15 protein-coding genes are annotated in these 17,114 nt (G+C 74.2%); 6 read left to right on the top strand and 9 right to left on the bottom strand.

Translation table 11 applies throughout. The features are described from left to right. Positions 1 to 20 precede the first annotated feature (20 nt). From NL142_RS00470 to NL142_RS00460, 3 genes are all read right to left on the bottom strand, one after another. Positions 21 to 1,010, bottom strand: coding sequence for an iron-siderophore ABC transporter substrate-binding protein (locus tag NL142_RS00470; RefSeq protein ID WP_435080509.1), 990 nt, complete (start codon positions 1,008 to 1,010; stop codon positions 21 to 23). Continuing rightward, positions 1,007 to 1,927 (bottom strand): ABC transporter ATP-binding protein, encoded by a 921-nt coding sequence (locus tag NL142_RS00465; protein ID WP_435080508.1) that lies wholly within the window; start codon positions 1,925 to 1,927, stop codon positions 1,007 to 1,009. The genes NL142_RS00470 and NL142_RS00465 overlap by 4 nt, the downstream gene beginning before the upstream one ends. Before the next feature lie 70 nt (positions 1,928 to 1,997). After that, positions 1,998 to 3,035, bottom strand: a complete 1,038-nt coding sequence (locus tag NL142_RS00460; protein WP_435080507.1) for a hydrolase — start codon at positions 3,033 to 3,035, stop codon at positions 1,998 to 2,000. 657 nt (positions 3,036 to 3,692) lie between these two features. On the opposite strand from NL142_RS00460, the gene NL142_RS00455 reads away from it, so the two are divergent. From NL142_RS00455 to NL142_RS00435, 5 genes are all read left to right on the top strand, one after another. Continuing rightward, complete coding sequence (locus NL142_RS00455; protein ID WP_435080506.1) at positions 3,693 to 4,721, top strand: LacI family DNA-binding transcriptional regulator; 1,029 nt, start codon at positions 3,693 to 3,695, stop codon at positions 4,719 to 4,721. A 164-nt stretch (positions 4,722 to 4,885) separates the two neighbouring features. Further along, complete coding sequence (locus tag NL142_RS00450) at positions 4,886 to 5,614, top strand: 2'-5' RNA ligase family protein (protein ID WP_435080505.1); 729 nt, start codon at positions 4,886 to 4,888, stop codon at positions 5,612 to 5,614. A gap of 416 nt (positions 5,615 to 6,030) precedes the next feature. Beyond that, on the top strand, positions 6,031 to 6,450 hold the full coding sequence (locus NL142_RS00445) for a BLUF domain-containing protein (RefSeq protein ID WP_194683890.1): 420 nt from the start codon (positions 6,031 to 6,033) through the stop codon (positions 6,448 to 6,450). A gap of 80 nt (positions 6,451 to 6,530) precedes the next feature. Next, positions 6,531 to 7,169: a hypothetical protein gene (locus tag NL142_RS00440; RefSeq protein ID WP_435080504.1), complete on the top strand. Its 639-nt coding sequence runs from the start codon at positions 6,531 to 6,533 to the stop codon at positions 7,167 to 7,169. Further along, complete coding sequence (locus tag NL142_RS00435) at positions 7,169 to 7,405, top strand: helix-turn-helix domain-containing protein (protein ID WP_194683893.1); 237 nt, start codon at positions 7,169 to 7,171, stop codon at positions 7,403 to 7,405. Before NL142_RS00440 ends, NL142_RS00435 begins: the two co-directional genes overlap by 1 nt. Before the next feature lie 28 nt (positions 7,406 to 7,433). Here the strand turns inward: NL142_RS00435 and NL142_RS00430 are convergent, their stop codons facing one another. The 6 genes from NL142_RS00430 to dnaK all read right to left on the bottom strand — a co-directional run bounded on the left by NL142_RS00430 (position 7,434) and on the right by dnaK (position 13,298). Beyond that, complete coding sequence (locus NL142_RS00430; protein WP_435080503.1) at positions 7,434 to 7,874, bottom strand: DUF1905 domain-containing protein; 441 nt, start codon at positions 7,872 to 7,874, stop codon at positions 7,434 to 7,436. Between the two features lie 52 nt (positions 7,875 to 7,926). After that, the gene (locus tag NL142_RS00425; protein WP_435080502.1) at positions 7,927 to 9,168 is read right to left on the bottom strand and encodes a class I SAM-dependent methyltransferase; all 1,242 of its coding nucleotides are present in this window, start codon (positions 9,166 to 9,168) and stop codon (positions 7,927 to 7,929) included. Next, complete coding sequence (locus NL142_RS00420; RefSeq protein ID WP_435081611.1) at positions 9,165 to 9,620, bottom strand: heat shock protein transcriptional repressor HspR; 456 nt, start codon at positions 9,618 to 9,620, stop codon at positions 9,165 to 9,167. Before NL142_RS00420 ends, NL142_RS00425 begins: the two co-directional genes overlap by 4 nt. A gap of 19 nt (positions 9,621 to 9,639) precedes the next feature. Continuing rightward, a complete protein-coding gene (locus NL142_RS00415; RefSeq protein WP_435080501.1) occupies positions 9,640 to 10,656 on the bottom strand; it encodes a DnaJ C-terminal domain-containing protein in 1,017 nt (338 codons plus the stop codon). Between the two features lie 120 nt (positions 10,657 to 10,776). Continuing rightward, positions 10,777 to 11,430 (bottom strand): nucleotide exchange factor GrpE, encoded by a 654-nt coding sequence (locus NL142_RS00410; protein ID WP_435080500.1) that lies wholly within the window; start codon positions 11,428 to 11,430, stop codon positions 10,777 to 10,779. Beyond that, positions 11,427 to 13,298 carry a molecular chaperone DnaK gene (gene dnaK / locus NL142_RS00405; RefSeq protein ID WP_043585963.1) on the bottom strand — a complete coding sequence of 624 codons (1,872 nt, stop codon included), beginning with the start codon at positions 13,296 to 13,298 and terminating at the stop codon, positions 11,427 to 11,429. Before dnaK ends, NL142_RS00410 begins: the two co-directional genes overlap by 4 nt. 405 nt (positions 13,299 to 13,703) lie before the next feature. Here dnaK and NL142_RS00400 point away from each other — a divergent pair, with 405 nt between their 5' ends. Next, entirely contained in the window at positions 13,704 to 17,108 is a 3,405-nt protein-coding gene (locus NL142_RS00400; RefSeq protein WP_435080499.1) for a DUF7507 domain-containing protein, read from the top strand. Positions 17,109 to 17,114: the final 6 nt, after the last annotated feature.

Here is a 17,114-nt window from a genome sequence, read left to right as displayed (position 1 = left end):
GCGGGTCGGCCGGGAGCCGGTCAGCCGGCCAGCAGGTCGGTGACGGCCTTCGCGTACGCCGTCATCGACGCCGGGCCGCCGAACGCCCAGATGCCGTCGGGCATGCGGTGCACGTCGCCCGCGGTCACGAACGGGAGCGACTGCCACACGGCGTTGCCGGCGAGCGTCGAGGCGAACGGGTCGTCGCCCTGCGTGGAGTTCGAGTTGTAGAGGAACTGCACGTCGCCGACGGTCGTGAGGCCCTCCACGTCGGTGGATCCGAGGCCGTACGCGGGGTCGACCTCGCCCGTCCACGCGTTCTCGAGGCCGAGCTCGGTGGTGACGTCGCCGATGAGCGAGCCCGTCCCGAACGGGCGGATGGTGACCGCGCCGGCGTCCACGTACGCGTCGGCGAACAGGAACTTCGAGCCCGCGAGCCCGGCCGCGTCGAGCTTCGCCTTCGCGTCCGTGACGGCCTGGTCGTATGCGCCGATGACCTCGGTCGCCTTGTCCTCGGTGCCCGTCGCCTTCGCGATGAGCTCGAGGTTGTCCTCGCTCTGCTGGATCTGCTTGCTGCCGTCGGCCGAGTTCACCTGCAGCACGGGCGCGATGGCCTTCAGCTGCGTGATCGCGTCGGCCGGCAGGTCGGTGGTCGCGACGATGAGGTCGGGCGCGAGCGACGCGATGGTCTCCACGCTCGGCTCGCCCCGCGTGCCGATGTCGGCGGGCTCGTTCACGAGCGGCACGGCGGACGACCAGGCGCTGTAGCCGGCCACGTCCGCGACGCCCACGGGATCCACGCCCAGCGACACGAGGTTCTCCACGACGTTCCACTCGGTGCCGACGACCTTCGTCGCGGGCCCGTCGAGCGTGACCTCCGCGCCGGTGCCGTCGGTGAGGGTGATCGACTGCCCGGCCGGCTTCGCGCCGGCGTCCGTGGATGCCTCCTCGGTGGTGCCGCATGCGGTCAGCGTGAGCGCTGTCGCGGCGGCGAGGGCGGTCATCGCCAGGGTTCGTCGTCTCGTGATCACGGGTGGAGCCTCTCGTTCCTGTGGTGGTGGCGGGCGACCGCGCGGGTGCGCAGGCTGCCCGTCGTCGGGTCCGCGTGGACCTCGACGGGGATGCCGTAGACCTCGGTGAGGAGGTCGGGGGTCAGCACCTCGGATGGGGTGCCGGTCTTGACGATCCGGCCGTCGGAGAGCAGCGCGACGGTGTCGGCGAGCGCGGCGGCCTGATCGAGGTCGTGGAGGACGACGCCGACGGCGATCGATGCGTCGTCGGCGAGGTCGCGCACCAGGTCGAGGAGCTCGACCTGGTAGCGGAGGTCGAGGTACGTGGTCGGCTCGTCGAGGAGGAGCACGCCCGTCTCCTGGGCGAGGCAGCTCGCGAGCCACACGCGCTGGAGCTGGCCGCCGGAGAGCTGGTCGACGCCCCGGTCGGCGAGGGCGACGAGGCCGGTGAGGTCGAGCGCGCGATCCACGGCCGCTCGGCCCTCGGGATCCGCCCCGCCGAAGCGCCCGCGGTGCGGGTAGCGGCCGAACTCGACGACGTCGCGGACGCTGAGGCCACCGGGCGTCGGGCGGCCCTGCGTGAGGAGCGCGACGCGGCGGGCGAAGCGGCGGAGGGAGAGGTCGAGGGCGTCGGACTCGCCCGCCTCAGCGCCTTCCTCGCGCAGGACGAGCGACCCGGAGCGCGCCGCCTGGAGGCGCGCCATCGTGCGCAGCAGCGTCGACTTCCCGCTGCCATTCGGGCCGACGAGCGCGGTGACGCAGCCCGGCCGGATCTCGAGCCCTGCACCGTGCACGACCTCCGTGTCGCCGTACGCGACCGTGATGTCGCGGGCCTCGAGGGCGCATGCGGCGGATGCGGCGGGTGACGCCGGTGACGCCGGCGTCGGATCCGGGTCCGCGGCGCGCGCGATCGGGGCGGTCGAGGCGGGGGAGGTCACGATAGGTGAGGTTAGCCTAACCTCACGTCGGGGGACAACCCGTGGTCGGCGGAAGGGTACGGTCGGCCGCTCATGCCCGCCGCGGCAGGTCCCCCGCGCCCAGCCGGTGCGCCCCGCGCAGCCACGCCACCAGCTCACCGGCGGTGGTGGCGGCGGACGACGGCAGCGGATCCGCGCTCGCCAGCGCGTGCGCGATGACGCCGGGCGCGCTGCCCAGCACGGCGTCGAGCAGCGCCGGACCCCGCAGCCCGACCTCGCCGAGCAGCTCGACCTCCCGCGCGTTCAGGCCCGCGGGGAGGTAGCCGTTGCCGAGGTCGGTGCCGTACGCGATCCGGCCGCCGAGCGCGACGTAGCGCCGGGCGTTCTCGAGGGCAGTCGCGAGGTCGGCGCCGTCGTGGATCGCCAGGGTCGAGATCCAGAGCACGTCCCGCGTCGCGGACTCGCACAGCGTGGCGTCGTCGAGCCGCTCGGTCCACGGCACGTGCACGAGCACGTCTGCGCCCGCCCGGATCGCGCGCGCCGCCTGTCCCGCGCCCTCCGCGTGCATGGCGGCCGGCAGCCCGGCGTCGTGCGCGGCGTCGACGAGCGCGGCCAGCACGTCGTCGGCGAGGAGCGGTCCGCCGTCGTGCAGCACGATCTTCACCGCGCCGGATCCGCCCGCCCTGGCCTCCGCGACGGCCGCCGCCGCGTCCTCGGCGCGCGCCACCTCGCGCACCGCGGCCGCGGGCGCCCACGCGCGATCCGAGGGGTAACCGCCCAGGGCGGTGTGGAACGGACCCGCGTAGCGGACGTCCACCCCCTCGGGCGGGCGAGCGGCGATGCGGGCGATCTCGGCGGGATCCCACCCGAGGTCGACCACGGCCGTGACGGGCGATCCGGCGAGCGCCGCGCGATCCACGAGCCCGAGGTGCACGTGCCGGTCGACCACGCCGTCGCTGATCGCCAGGTCGAGCCGCCCGAGCACCTCCTCGGCGGGGTCGGCGAGCGTCACGCGACCGCCGGCGATCCGCACGGCGACATCCACGTGGATCCGGTCGAGCCGCAGCTCACGCACGCGCCACACGCCGCCGCGGGCGTCGCGCGCGCCATCGACGGCGTCGTGGTCCATGCGCCTCCCCGGGTCCCGCCGAACCTAGCGCGACGCGGCATGTGCAGGAGCCGCGCCGCCGGATCCGCGCGGCCCGTAGCCTCGTGCCCCTCCCGTCCGAGCCGCAGCACGAGGTCCCATGCCGCACGCCCCGCACCCGCGCACCCCGCCAGGCGTCCGCCCGGCGCACCCCGGCCGTCGGCGCCGCACGCCCCCGGGAGCCCGCGCGTGCTGAGCAGCCCCGACCGCGACGACGACCTCCTGCAGGAGCGGCTCCGCGCGCTGCACGACGTATGGCCCGGGGATCCGGCCGACGACGACCCGCTCCGCGCGATCCGACGCGCGACAACCGCCGGGGATGCCGGCGGGCCTCACGCGCCGCGACCGCCCGGCCCACTCCGACTGGCGTGCCGCGCGATCCTCCGCCGCCTCGGCGCCAGCGCGGCCGGCCTGCCCCTTCCGCCCGTCCAGGAGCCCGCGGCAGAAGCGGATCCCGCGCCCGTCGCCGATCCGCCGCCCGCCATCGGTCCCTCGCCGTCCCACCCCTGACCTGCCACCCGCGGTGCCCCCGCATCGCTACCGTGGACCCGTGCCCCCCGCCGCCGCCGCCCCGCACCCCGCGCCGATCCCCGTCCCCGACGCCGCGCTCCCCGCGCCGCTCGCCCCGCGGATCCGCGCATGAGCCGCCCCGGCGCAGCCCCCACCATCCACGACGTCGCCGCGCGTGCGGGGGTCTCCAAGTCCGTCGTCTCGCGCGCGCTCTCCGGCGCGCCGGGCGTCGCCCCCGCCACGCAGCAGACGGTCCGCGACGCCGCGGCCGCGCTCGGCTACGTCGCCAACGCCCACGCGCGCGGGATGTCGGCGCACCGCACCCACACGCTCGGCGTCCTGGTCCGGGACGCGTCCACGCCCTTCTACGGGCACCTGCTCACGGCGCTGCAGCAGCGGGCGTCGGAGCGCGGGTACCGGGTCGTCACGGCGACGGGCTTCGGCGCGTTCGACGTGGTGGAGGAGCGCAAGGCCCTCGAGACGCTCGTCTCGCTGCAGGTTGAGGGGCTCATCGTCTGCAGCGGCGCCCTCCCGGTCGCGGACATCCTGCCGTCCGCGCGCCGGATCCCCACGGTCGTCGCGGGCCGCCCCGAGGTGGACGCGTCGCTCAGCAGCGTCTACTGCGACGAGACGGCGGGCGGCCGTGGGCTCGCCGACCACGTGGCGTCGCTCGGCCACCGCCGCGTCGCCGTCCTCACGCTCCCGCCCGCCATCTCCCTCACGATGTCCGCCCGCACCCTCGCGATGCTCGACCGCCTCCGCGAGCTCGGCCTCGACGCCGTGCACGTGCGCGGGGAGGAGCACCGGGGCGGGCACATCGAGGGGGCGGACGGCATCGCGCAGGCGATCGTCGACGCGGGCGGCGTCACCGCGATCATGGCGCCGAGCGACGGGTGGGCCCTCGCGATCCTCGACGGCCTGGGCCGCCGCGGCATCACCGCCCCCGACGGCGTCTCCATCACCGGCTACGACGGCCTGCCGCCCTTCACGAGCGCGCTCCTCGACTTCACGACCTGGCGCCAGCCGATCCCCGTCATCGGCGCCCTCGCCGTCGACGCCGTGGTCGACCGCATCGACGGCACCGTCACGGGCACGTGCCACACCGCGGTCGACGGCGCGCTGATCCCGGGCCGCACGGCCGCGCGCCTCCGCGCCTGACGCACGTCGCGCGGGCGCCGCGCAGGCACCGCCCCCGCGCCCGCGCACCGCGCGTCCACCCGCCGTTCACCCCGCGGCCGCCCTCGCCGATCCACGATGTGGAACCATCGACGTCGCCACGTAGGGAACGTTCCCTGCGCTCGCTCGACGCCTGGAGGATCCCCATGGACCACGACGACCCCACCGCATACGCGCTCGCCGCCCCCGACACCGCGCCCGCGTCGGCCAGCCGGGTCGAGATGCGTCCGTCGCTGCTCCCCCGCGACGACAGCGACCCCTACCGCTACGGGATCTTCCTCCGCCCCGACGCGCGCACCTGCCGGGCCGTGACCGTCGTCACCGACCAGATCCGCGCGCAGTACGGCCTCGTGTCCGCCGGCGCCTTCCCCCCGCACGCGACGCTCATCGGGAGCCAGCCGTTCGGGCACGACGAGACGCGGGTGATCGAGGCGGTCACCGAGCTCCTCGCCGACCGTCCCGCGTTCCCCGTGCACAACGCGGGCGTCCGCGAGCACGGCTTCGGATTCGTCTACGACGTCGACGGCCTGCCGGACGGCAGCAAGAACGACGCGCTGCTCGCCCTCGCGGCGGACATCGACCGCGTCGCGGCCCCGTTCCGCCGACCCATGGACTCCCCCGAGCACCACTCGTTCGACCCCGCGCGCTTCCGGGCGCACCTCTCGCTCGCGTCGCACGACCTCCTCGTCCGCCCCGACCTGCACGACGAGGTCGGCGCCTTCATCCGCGAGCTCGACGAGCCCGTGCCGACCGGCTTCGTCGGCGACACGGTCGTCATGTACCGCACCGCGAGCCCGGACTGGTCCGGCCGCTGGTGGAACACCCTCACCTGGGAGCACGTGCGCACCTGGACGCTCGGCGGCGGCTCGCGCTGACCCCGGATCCGCGGCGGGCGGGCCCTCTCACCCTCCCCTCACCCTCGGATCACCCGCGATTCGTGCACGACTTGTCCCCCAAAGCGAGGACAGGCGACGTAGAGTCCTCTCAGTACAGCGGATTCCCCCCGATGCCGCCGTGCGAATGGATACCCGAGGAGCGCCCGCCGCGTCCCCCCGCCGAGCGGGGCAGCTCATCAGATCCCTCCGCGAACCGACCCGAACGGACGCGGCAGCAGCAGGAGCCCGGCGCGCGCCGTACCCGTGGACGCGCCGGGCTCTTGTCATCCGTCCGGACGGCCGGACCCCGGCGGATCCCCGGCCGCCGCGATGTCCGCCCCGCGCCGCGCACGCATCCGGTGCACGGTGCACGCCCGCGACGCGCGAGGATGGGGGGAACAGCACCAGGGGGCACCATGCGGACGACCGTCTACACGAGCACGGCCACACGGCACATGACCGACGACGACCTGGCCGAGCTCCTCGGCCAGTGCATCCGCAACAACGAGCAGACCGGCCTCACGGGCCTGCTGCTGCACCGCGACGGCAGGTTCATGCAGGTGCTCGAGGGCCCGCACGACGCCGTCGAGTCGGTCTTCGCGGCCATCGAGGCCGACGAGCGCCACACCGACGTGCGGCTGCTGCTCGACGAGGAGATCCCCGCCCGGCAGTTCCCCGCCTGGTCGATGGGCTTCCGCACGGTCGACGACGCGACCCTCCGCCAGCTCCGCGGCTACGACGACTTCCTCGACCGCCCGGCGTCCGCCGCCGCGCGTCCAGACGCGCCGTCCCGCGCCCGCTGGCTGCTGGAGTGGTTCCGCACGCACCCGGCGTGATCCCCGCGGGCCTCGACAGCGGGCCCGACCGCGTGCCACCATATCGACATTCGTTGTAACGATGATCGATAGGACGCCCCATGGCACGCACACCCCTCGCCGGCACCGGGTCCGCCGCGCGCGTCACGCGCGGCGTCCTGTGGGCGGCCCTCGCGATCGCCGTGCTCGTACTGCTGGCGGTGACCGCGGCGGCCGTGGTGAGCGCGGTCGAGACCGTGCGGACCGGCGTGGTGCACACGTCGCTCGAGATGCGCGGATCCCTTCCCGCCGAGGCCGACGCCGGTCCCGCCGACCTGCGCTCGGGCGCCCACCGCACCGCCGAGGTCGCGGTGGGCCAGCTGTCCGGCGGCATCGTCGCGCTGCACGTCGTCCGCATCGCGCTCGACGCCGCCGTCGGCATCGCGCTCGCGGGGACGGTCGCGATCCTCGCCCGCCGGCTGCTCCGGCCGGATCCGCTCGCCCGCCGCCTCAGCCTCGTGGTCACGCTCGCGGGCGGCACCGTGATGATCGCGGCGCTGCTGTCGCTCGCCGCGCGCACGGGCGTGGCCTGGATGGTCGGCGACGCGCTCAACGACCCCGCCGACGGGCTCGACGGCTTCTGGCCCGTGGTCGCGGAGGTCGACGCGTCGACCATCGCGCTCGGATTCGCCCTGATGATCGTCGGCCTGGTGGTCGAGCACGGCGAGACCCTGCAGCGCGACACCCGCGGCCTCGTCTGATGGGCGCAGACGACGAGGGCCCCACCGGCGTCCACTGCCGCCTCGACGAGCTGCTCGCGGCGCGCGGCATGACGCTGACGCGGCTGAGCGCGATCGTGGGCGTGAGCCAGGTCAACCTGTCGGTGCTGAAGAACGACCGGGCCCGGGCGATCCGCTACTCGACCCTCGTCGCGGTCTGCCGCGCGCTCGAGTGCGAGATCGGCGACCTGCTGGTGCTGGATCCGCCCGCGTCCTGAGGCGCGCGACCCGCGCATGCGGTCGGGGTCAGCCGCGCAGCGCGGCGAGCGCCTTCTCGACGCGACGCGCGCGGGTCTCGTCCGTCTTCGCCTCGGCGATCGGATCCACGAGGGCGCGCTGCCGGCTCGATGACAGCGCGCGGAACGCGTCGGCCAGGGCGGGCTCCGCGGCGAAGGCGGCGGCGATCTCATCCGGGATCGCGGCCTCGCGCGGCTGCTCGTCGAGCTCGATGGTCACCTCTACCTCGTCGTCGGCGGCCACGCCCGACGCGGCGCGGTGCGCGGCGCTCAGCGGGATGAGGTGCTGGCCGCCCATCGCGCCGACGCTCGTGCGGTACGTGTATCCCGCGACGGTGACGACGACCGCGGGCCGCTTCCCGGCACCCAGCTCGTCGAGCGCCTCCGGCGGCACGGGCAGCCCGGTCGCGTTGACGCGGGCCTGCATGACGCGGGTGCGGAAGGTGGGCATGCGGGCTCCTCGGCGAGCGGGCGCGGCTCGGGCGGCCGCGGTGGATCCGAGGCTAGGCCCGCGACTCGGGCTTCGTCGAGACGGCGACCGTGAACTTCGCGTTCCGACCCGCCTCGCGCGTGGGGCCGACGATGCGCGTCAGCTGCGGCCGGTAGCCGAGCGGGCTGTTGTAGACCGTCCAGAGCTCGCCACCCGGGCGGAGCATGCGCGCGGCGGCGGCGAAGAGGCGCGGCGCGAGGCCCGCGTGCACGGTGGCGCCCGTGTGGAAGGGCGGGTTCAGGAGCACGAGGTCGGCGGATCCGTCGGGGACGGTGGATCCGGCGTCGTCGCGCACCACGGTCACCCGGTCGGCGAGCCCGTTCGCGGCGACGGTCGCGCGCGCCGAGTCGACGGCGGCCCACGACTGGTCGGTCGCGATCACGCGCAGGTCCGGCCGGGCGAGCGCGACGGCCGACGCGATGGCGCCCGTGCCGCAGCCGAGGTCGACGGCGACGCGGGCGTCGGCGGGCAGATCGGCGAGGAAGGAGAGGAGGAAGCGCGTGCCGATGTCGATGCGGGCGCCCGCGAAGGCGGCGCCGTGCGCGCGCACCTCGAGGCCGAGGTCGGGGTGCGACTCGCGGCGGGGGTAGGCGGCGGCGGCACCGCCGGCGGTCGCGCGCACGGGCTCGCGCGCGACGAGGATCCGCGACTTCTGTCGCGCGAGGGTGGCGTGCACCTCGCCGAAGCGGCGGCGGAGCACGTCGGTCATCGCGGGGGTCATGTGCTTGACGCGGCCGCCGGCGAGCACGGTCACGTCGTCGGCGGCGGCACGCGCGACCACGCCGGCCCACTCGTCGAGGGCGTCGAGGCTGCGGGGCAGGCGCGCGATCACGACGCGGGCGCCCGCCACGAGCGCGTCGTCCAGCCCGTGGTGGGCGATCTCCGCGGTCTCGCCGATCAGCTCCGCGTTGAGGCGGAGCGCGGTCTCGGAGGCGAGGGCGTCCTGGTGCACGCGGATGCGCACGGGATCCGGCGTCCCCGCTCGACGCAGCGCGGCAGCGGCGCCCAGTGCGAGGGCGCCGTACTGGTCGCCGATCACGACGAGCTCCTCGGGCCGCACCGGGCGGCCCGCGTCGGCCGCGGCGGCGAGCAGAGCGACCAGCTCGTCGAGGAGCAGCCGGTCGGCGGCGTCCACGGCGAAGAGGTTCTCGGCCTCGACGTCGGGCCGGCGGCGGAGCGCGCCGAGGTCGAGCAGGTCGTCGGCGGCGGATGCGGCAGCGGCGTCGGCAGCAGCGGCGTCGGGAGCGTCGCTCACCGCGCGTCGCGCCCGGAGCCGTCGCGGTCGTCGCCGGGCATGGTGAGCGCCGCCCGGTACAGCACGACCTCGGTGGGCCGGGACGGACGCACACCCGCGCGCAGCGACACCACGTCGCCGTCGCCGCGGGCCGCGAACACGCGGCGGCCGGGCCGCGACAGCAGCTCGTCGGCGAGCGCCGACTCCAGCTGGCGCACGCGCCCGCGGAGCTCGGTCACCTGGTTCTCGAGCTCGAGGATCCGCGCGATGCCCTCCAGGCTCACGCCCTCCGCGCCGAGCCGGGCGACCTCCCGCAGCTGCACGATGTCGCGCATCGAGTAGCGGCGGCTTCGCCCGGCCGTGCGGGTGGGCGACACGAGGCCGAGGCGGTCGTACTGCCGGAGCGTCTGCGGGTGCATGCCCGACAGCTCGGCCGCCACGGAGATCACGAAGACGGGGGCGTCCTCGTCCATCGTGTCGCGGGGATCCACGTCAGCTCCTGGCCCGCTCGATGAGCTCCCGGCGCGGGTCCTCGCCGGGTCCGGAGCTGGCGAACGCGTCGAGCGCCACGCGCTGGGCGTCGGTGAGGCGCGCCGGCACCGCGACCTCGATGCGCGCGAGCAGGTCGCCCGTGCCCTTCGGGGTCGTGACGCCGCGTCCCTTGACGCGCAGCACCTTGCCGCTGGACGTGCCGGGCGCGACCTTCAGCCGCACCGGGTCGCCGCCGAGCGTGGGCACCTCGATGGTCGCGCCGAGCGCGGCCTCGGGGAACGTGACGGGCACGTTCACCCGGAGGTTGAGCCCGTCTCGCTCGAACACGGGATGCGGTCGGACGTGCACCGTGAGGATGATGTCGCCCGACGCGCCGCCGTCGCCCGACGGCTCGCCCTTGCCGGCGAGCCGGATCTTCTGCCCGTCGGAGACCCCGGCCGGCACGCGCACCGTGAGGGGCCGGCCGTCGGAGTCCTGCAGGCGCACGACGTCGCCCTGCACCGCGGTGAGGAAGTCGATCGTGGTGGTCGCCGTGACGTCGCGGCCCTTGGTGGGCGCGCCGTAGCCCCGGTAGCCGCCGGACGACTGGCCGAAGCCGCCGTTGCCGAACATGCCGCCGAGGATGTCCTCGAACCCGCCCTGGCTGTACTGCGGCTGGCCGGAACCGAACCCGGCCGTGCGCCGCCCGCGGCCGCCGGCCTGCTGGCCGAACATGCCGCCGAACACGTCCTCGAACCCGCCCGCCTGTCCGCCGCCGGCCCCGGGGGCGCTGAAGCGCGCGCCCGACCCCATGGCGCGGATCTGGTCGTACTCCTTGCGCTGCTCCTTGTCGGCGAGCACGGCGTGCGCCTCGCTGATCTCCTTGAAGCGCGACTCGGCCGACGGATCCGGGTTGCTGTCCGGGTGGTACTGCCGCGCGAGCTTGCGATAGGCCTTCTTCAGGTCGGCCTCCGAGACGTCCTTGGACACTCCGAGGACCTTGTAGAAGTCCTTGTCGAACCAGTCCTGGCTGGCCATCAGACGCCTCCCTTCTCTGTCGTCTCGTGGTGGGGGCCGCACGGCCCGGTCCGGGCGCCCGCGCGTGCGGACGCCCGGACCGGGGTGGGTGCAGCCGGATCGATGCTGCGGTTGATGGCGCTACTCCGGCTTGTCGACGACGACCTTCGCGGCCCGCAGCAGCGTCTCGCCGATGTAGTAGCCACTCTCGACGACGTCCGCCACGGTGTCCACCTGGACCTCGGGGTTCGGCTTCTGGAAGATCGCCTCGTGCACCTGCGGGTCGAAGGCGTCGCCCACGGCGCCGACCTTGACCAGCCCGATGCGCTCCACGTTCGTCCGCAGCTTGGCGACGATCGCGGTGAGCGGTCCGCCCTCCGCGAGGTCCCCGTGCTTCTCGGCGCGGTCGAGGTCGTCGAGCACCGGGAGGATGCCCTTGACCACGTCGCCGACCGCGCGCTGGCGCTCGATCTCGCGGTTGGCCTCGGTGCGCTTGCGGTAGTTGGCGTACTCGGCGGTGACGCGCTTCAGGTCCGCGAGGTGCTCGGAGTCGCCCTCGACGGGCTCGTTCCGGGTCTGCTCGATGAGGTCCTGGAGTTCCTCGTCCATGGCGTCGGTCGTCTCGACGTCGGGGCCCTCGGCCTCGACGAACGCGCCGTCGGCGCCGGGGACGGAGGCCTGGTCGGCCGCCGCATCCGCCGTGGCGTCAGGCCCGGCCGGGGACGCGGGGGCCGACTGCTCGGCTCCCTCGTCCTCGGGTCCGCGGCCCTCGCCGTTCGCGGTGTCCTCGGTCATCGGTCGGTCTTCTTGTCCTCGTCGTCCTCGTCCACGACCTCGGCGTCGACGATGTCCTCGTCGTCCTTCTTCGCCTCGGACGCGCCCTCGGGGGTCTCGCCCGCGGCCTGCTCCTGCTGGCCCTGCGCGTAGATGGCCTCGCCGAGCTTGGTCTGGCTCGCGGACAGCTTGTCGAAGGCGGTCTTCACGGCCGTCTCGTCGTCGCCGGCGAGGGCGCTCTTCAGGCCGTCGACGTCGCCCTGGACCTCGGACTTGACGTCCTCGGGCAGCTTGTCGTCGTTCTCCTTGATGAGCTTGTCGATCGAGTAGGCGAGCTGCTCCGCGTTGTTGCGGACCTCGGCCTGCTCGCGGCGCGTCTTGTCCTCCGCCGCGTGCTCCTCGGCCTCGCGCACCATGCGCTCGATGTCCTCCTTGCCGAGCGAGGATCCGCCCGTGATGGTCATCGACTGCTCCTTGCCGGTGCCCTTGTCCTTGGCGGACACGTGCACGATGCCGTTGGCGTCGATGTCGAAGGTGACCTCGACCTGCGGGATCCCGCGGGGCGCCGGCGCGATGCCGGTGAGCTCGAAGGTGCCCAGGTTCTTGTTGTCGCGGGTGAACTCGCGCTCGCCCTGGAAGACCTGGATCGCGACGGACGGCTGGTTGTCGTCGGCCGTGGTGAAGGTCTCGCTCCGCTTGGTCGGGATGGCCGTGTTGCGCTCGATGAGCTTGGTCATGATGCCGCCCTTGGTCTCGATGCCGAGGCTCAGGGGGGTGACGTCGATGAGCAGGACGTCCTTGCGCTCGCCCTTCAGCACGCCGGCCTGGAGCGCGGCGCCGACGGCGACGACCTCGTCCGGGTTGACGCCCTTGTTGGGCTCCTTGCCGCCGGTGAGCTTCTTCACGAGGTCGACCACGGCGGGCATGCGGGTGGATCCGCCGACGAGGACCACGTGGGCCACGTCGCCGACCGAGACGCCGGCCTCGCGGATGACGTCCTCGAAGGGCTTGCGGGTGCGCTCGAGCAGGTCGTTCGTGAGCTCCTCGAACTTGGCGCGGGTGAGCGTCTCGTCGAGGTTGGCCGGGCCGTTCTCCGTGAGGGAGAGGTACGGGAGCTGGATCGAGGTGCTGGTGGAGGAGCTGAGCTCCTTCTTCGCCTGCTCCGCGGCCTCCTTGAGGCGCTGCTTGGCGATCTTGTCGTTCGAGACGTCGACGCCCGTCGACTCCTTGAAGCGCTTGACGAGGTGGTCGACGATGCGCTGGTCCCAGTCGTCGCCGCCGAGGCGGTTGTCGCCCGCGGTGGAGCGGACCTGGATGGTGCTGAAGTCGTCGTCCTTGCCCACCTCGAGGAGGGAGACGTCGAACGTGCCGCCGCCGAGGTCGAAGACGAGGATGAGCTCGTCCTCCTTGCCCCGGTCGAGGCCGTAGGCGAGGGCGGCCGCGGTGGGCTCGTTGATGATGCGGAGCACGTTGAGGCCCGCGATCTCGCCGGCCTCCTTCGTGGCCTGGCGCTCGGCGTCGTTGAAGTACGCGGGGACGGTGATGACCGCGTCGGTCACCGAGTCGCCCAGGTACTGCTCGGCGTCGCGCTTGAGCTTGCCGAGGATGCGGGCGGACAGCTCCTGCGACGTGTACTTCTTGTCGTCGATGCCGACGGTCCAGTCGGTGCCCATGTGGCGCTTGACGGACGAGATGGTGCGGTCGACGTTGGTGACGTTCTGGCGCTTGGCGGTCTCGCCGACCAGCACCTCGCCGTCCTTGGTGAACGCGACGACGGACGGCGTGGTCCGCGCGCCCTCGGCGTTGGCGATGACGGTGGGCTCCCCGCCCTCCAGGACCGAGACCACCGAGTTGGTGGTACCCAGGTCGATTCCTACTGCACGAGCCATGGGGTGTTCTCCTTCTGTTGCCGCGGCGCCCGGATCACGGGGGTCGCTTCGTGTGGTGATGCGGGTGTCCCGCGGAGTCTGTCTCGCGGTGCCGCTTCGTCAGCGGCGTGCTACTTGAGCCGCGATGACTCAACTCTACCCAGACCTCGCCGAGCGTCAAGTCGCGGCAGCAGGAGTTGAGCGATGTCGGCTCAACTCACAGGATCCACGGGTCGCGGACCACCCTCGCGGAGGCGATGTGCCCCGGCCGGGGGGCCGGAGGGCCGAGACGGGGGCTACTGGTTCACCTAGATCGCTACTGGGTCCCTTTTCCGGGGTCGACCTGCTGATTTAGCGTTGCCGACGCGAGGCCGGGGGGCCTCGGGACGCCCTTGACGAGGACGTGGTCTGCAGGGGGTGGTCGAAGTGGTGGGTACGCGTGCGCGCCATGCCGCCGGACCGGATCCGGACGCCTCCGGCGCGCGCTCCCGCCCCGGGATCCGCCGCCTGGCCGCGCTCGCCGCCGCCGCCGTCGCCGCCGCGCTCCTCGTGACCCTGCCCGCGCAGACCGCGACAGCGGCATCGCAGCTGGTCGCCGAGTCGTTCAGCGGGACGAGCGTGGCCGACGCCGCGTGGAAGCCGCTCGGCAGCGCGTGCCTGACCCGCGCCACCTCCGCCCCGACGAGCGGGTCGACCATCGGCGTGTGCTCGAGCAGGAACCAGTCGCTGCCCGCGAGCGCGAACCCGGGTGCCCTCCAGCTCACCGACAACCGCGCCAGCGCGGTCGGCGGCGTCGTCTACGACAACGCGATCCCCGCCACCGGCGGCCTCGACGTCAAGTTCGACCAGTACCAGTACGGCACCTCGTCCGGCGGCGCCGACGGCATCGGGTTCTTCCTCACCGACGGATCCGTGCCCCTGACCGCCGCGGGCCCGTCCGGCGGAGGCCTCGGCTACGCCCAGACCACGACCGCGGCGGGCGTGGCGGGCGGCTACCTCGGCATCGGACTCGACGCGTTCGGCAACTTCTCGAGCCCCACCGAGGGCCGGGGCACGGGCTGCACCACCCCGAGCGCCGGCGTCGGACAGCGCCCGAACGCGATCGCGCTGCGCGGACCCGGCACGGGCCTCGCGGGCTACTGCTACCTGACGGGCGCATCGCCCGCGACGAGCCTGCGCGCGACCACCGACCTGAGCACGCCGACCACCAGCCTCGGCCGCACGATCCGCATCACGGTCTCGTCGGCGCGGCTCCCCGTCGTCACCGTCTACATGGGCGCGGCGGCCGGCGCATCCACCGCCTCCCTCACGCAGGTCCTGCAGTACACGATGACGACCCCCGCCCCCTCCTCCTACAAGCTCGGCTACCTCGCATCCACGGGCACCTTCACGGACACGCACCTGATCCGCGAGGTGAGCGTCTCGAGCCTCGACAACCTCACGACCCTCACCCTCGTGAAGCAGATCGACCGGTCGACCGCGCAGCCGGCGGCCTACGCCGAGGGGCAGCAGATCCCGTACCAGTTCGTGATGAGCAACACCGGCGGGCTCACGCTCTCGAACCTGGCCGTGAACGATCCCCTGGTCTCGTCGGTCTCCTGCCCGGGCGGCCTGCTCGGGCTGGGCCTGTTCCTCGGCGGCAGAACCATCACCTGCACGGGGATCCACGTCGTGACGCCCGCGGAGGCCGTGAACGCCACGCTCACGAACACCGCGACCGCGACCGGCGTCAACACGCTGCTCGCGGGCGTGACGAGCAACACGAGCTCCGTCACGGTGCCGATCGTGGCGCCCGCCCCCGCGCTCGCGCTCACGAAGACCGGCGCGCTCACCGACTCCAACGGCAACGGCAAGGCGGACGTCGGCGAGCGGATCGCCTACTCGTTCGTCGCGCGCAACGCCGGGAACGTGTCGCTGCGGCAGGTGGCGGTCGCGGATCCGCGCGTCACCGGGATCAGCCCCGCCTCCGTGACCCTCGCGCCCGGGATCTCGCAGACCTTCACCTCCGCGGCGTACACCGTGACCCAGGCCGACGTGGACGCCGCGACGCCGATCGTGAACACCGCCACCGTCTCCGGCCAGACCTTCGCCAACGTGGCCGCGCCGACCGCGAGCTCGTCGACGAGCACGCCCGTCAACGCATCCGCGGCCCTCACGCTCACCAAGGGCGCGACGCTCACGGGCGGATCCAAGGCCGGCTCCACGGTCGCGTACGCCTTCTCCATCACGAACACCGGCACGGTGCCGCTGACCGGGGTGGCGCTCACGGACCCGCTGCCCGGGCTGTCAGCCGTGACGTACACGTGGCCGGGCACCGCCGGGACCCTCGCCGCGGGCGCCACCGCCACGGCGACGGCGAGCTACACGGTGCGGCAGGCCGACGTCGACGCGGGGCAGATCGCGAACACCGCGACCGTGCGCGGCGCGACCTCGGGCGGCACCCAGGCGCAGGCCACCGCGACGCGCACGCTGACCCTCGACCGCACGGCGACCCTCGCCTTCACGAAGACCGCGACGCCCGGCAACGTGCCCGCGGCGGGCGGCGTCGTGACGTACGCGTTCCGGCTGCAGAACACCGGGTCGACGACGCTCACGAGCGTCTCCATCGCGGATCCGCGCACCGGCGTCTCCGCGCTCGCCTACACGTGGCCCGGCACCGCGGGCACCCTCGCGCCCGGCCAGGTCGTCACGGCCACCGCCACGTACACGGCCACGACCGCGGACGTGGCGGCCGGATCCATCGTCAACACCGCGACGGCCACCGCGACCGCGCCGACCGGGCAGGTCAGCGGCACCGCGACCGCGACGGTGCTCGCCGTCGCCGACCCGCTGCCCGACGCCGCGACGACGCCGCAGGGCGTGCCCGTGGTGATCGACGTGCTCGCCAACGACGGACGCGCCGCGACGGGCGCGACCCTCAGCCGCGCTCAGCTCTCGGCGACGCCCGCGCTCGTGGGCGGCGCCGCGGGTCCCGTGCCCGCGTCGCCGACCGCCGGCAGCGCCACGTGCGTCGCGAGCGGCACGGATCGGGGCAAGTGCACCTACCGGTCCGCCGAGGGCTTCACGGGCGTCGACGTCTTCGACTACGCGCTGCAGAGCGGCGCGGGCACGTGGAACGTGCGGGTCACGATCACGGTCACGGCCGTCAACAGCGCGGCCGTCGCCCGGCCCGACCGGCTGGTCGCGACGATCGGCGGGCCGGCCGTGACGATCGATCCGCGCGCGAACGACACCGACGTCGACGGCGACTCCCTCGCCATCACGGGCGCCACCCCGCCCGCCGCGCTGCCCGGGTCCTTCGGCTGCACCGCCGTCCTGTGCACCTACCAGCCGCCGGCCACGGGGACGCCGGGATCCTCCGTCGTCGCCTACGCGATCACCGACCGGCCCGCGGCGCCCGGCACCGGGATCGCCGCGTCCTCCACCATCACGGTGTACCTGGATCCCGCCCCGCTCGTGCCCCGCGGCTTCACGCACCGGGACGACGCCAGCCTCGGCGCCTCCACCGGCACCTGGACGAGCACGACGACCGTCACCGGCGCGACCGCGAGCTGCGTCGCCGGTCGCCCGGTCACGGCGCTCGCCTGGGCCGCCGTCCCTGGCGCCACCGACCAGCTCGTCGAGCGGCGCGTCGCGGGCACGACGCCCGGCGCCTGGATCACAGTCGCCCGCCTCGCGGGCACCGTGACGTCGTTCTCGGACGACCGGCTCGGCGAGTCCCGCTCCTACCAGTGGCGCGTCCGGCCCGACCTGCAGCGCTGGGTCGGCATCCCGAGCGCGCCCTCCCTCGCCGTCGCCCAACCGGCGACCGTCTCCGCGGTGGGCTGCTGATGCCCG

Source organism: Clavibacter quasicaliforniensis, from assembly GCF_051201715.1.
Taxonomy (GTDB): Bacteria; Actinomycetota; Actinomycetes; order Actinomycetales; family Microbacteriaceae; genus Clavibacter; species Clavibacter seminis.
This window is presented reverse-complemented; position numbering and strand designations above follow the sequence as displayed.

Coding starts and splice junctions, on each gene's coding strand:
- NL142_RS00460 (WP_435080507.1), bottom strand. CDS start 3,035: ATGGACCACGACGCCGTCGATGGCGCGCGCGACGCCCGCGGCGGCGTG.
- NL142_RS00455 (WP_435080506.1), top strand. CDS start 3,693: ATGAGCCGCCCCGGCGCAGCCCCCACCATCCACGACGTCGCCGCGCGT.
- NL142_RS00450 (WP_435080505.1), top strand. CDS start 4,886: ATGGACCACGACGACCCCACCGCATACGCGCTCGCCGCCCCCGACACC.
- NL142_RS00445 (WP_194683890.1), top strand. CDS start 6,031: ATGCGGACGACCGTCTACACGAGCACGGCCACACGGCACATGACCGAC.
- NL142_RS00440 (WP_435080504.1), top strand. CDS start 6,531: ATGGCACGCACACCCCTCGCCGGCACCGGGTCCGCCGCGCGCGTCACG.
- NL142_RS00435 (WP_194683893.1), top strand. CDS start 7,169: ATGGGCGCAGACGACGAGGGCCCCACCGGCGTCCACTGCCGCCTCGAC.
- NL142_RS00430 (WP_435080503.1), bottom strand. CDS start 7,874: ATGCCCACCTTCCGCACCCGCGTCATGCAGGCCCGCGTCAACGCGACC.
- NL142_RS00420 (WP_435081611.1), bottom strand. CDS start 9,620: ATGGACGAGGACGCCCCCGTCTTCGTGATCTCCGTGGCGGCCGAGCTG.
- NL142_RS00415 (WP_435080501.1), bottom strand. CDS start 10,656: ATGGCCAGCCAGGACTGGTTCGACAAGGACTTCTACAAGGTCCTCGGA.
- NL142_RS00410 (WP_435080500.1), bottom strand. CDS start 11,430: ATGACCGAGGACACCGCGAACGGCGAGGGCCGCGGACCCGAGGACGAG.
- dnaK (WP_043585963.1), bottom strand. CDS start 13,298: ATGGCTCGTGCAGTAGGAATCGACCTGGGTACCACCAACTCGGTGGTC.